Origin of the sequence: Citrobacter amalonaticus (assembly GCF_018252635.1) — a bacterium.
GTDB lineage: Bacteria > Pseudomonadota > Gammaproteobacteria > Enterobacterales > Enterobacteriaceae > Citrobacter_A > Citrobacter_A amalonaticus_E.
In genome coordinates this window covers 1-390 of record NZ_JAGTXM010000047.1, presented here as the reverse complement: position 1 = coordinate 390, position 390 = coordinate 1, and the positions used below count along the sequence as shown (strand labels likewise).

The following is a 390-nucleotide window of genomic DNA, read 5'->3' as shown; positions in this document are numbered from 1 at the left end:
CGTGTCCGGCCAGGGACTGGCGTCTGAAAAGTATGACTCGGACGGTATCACCGCCTCGCTGGAAGCCGGTTACACCTTCCGTCTCACAGAGAGCAGCAACGGTCGGGACAGCTACTGGCTGCAACCTAAAGTCCAGGTGACCTGGATGGACGTGCAGGCCGATACCCACATCGAGAAAAACGGCACCCGGGTGGTGGATAAAACCGACGGCAATCTGCAAACGCGACTGGGCGTGAAAGCGTATCTCCAGGGCCATCACGCCATGGATGACGGTAAAGACCGCACCTTCCAGCCGTTCATCGAAGCCAACTGGATCTACAACACCAGCAGCTACAGCGTGAAGATGGATGACATCAGCAATGAGGTCAAAGGCGCACGTAACGTCGGCGA

1 protein-coding gene is annotated in these 390 nt (G+C 57.4%); it reads left to right on the top strand.

Features of this window, described 5'->3' with window-relative positions:
* The coding region (locus KE671_RS22645) for an autotransporter outer membrane beta-barrel domain-containing protein (RefSeq protein WP_211986815.1) at positions 1-390 on the top strand (390 nt) is incomplete at both ends.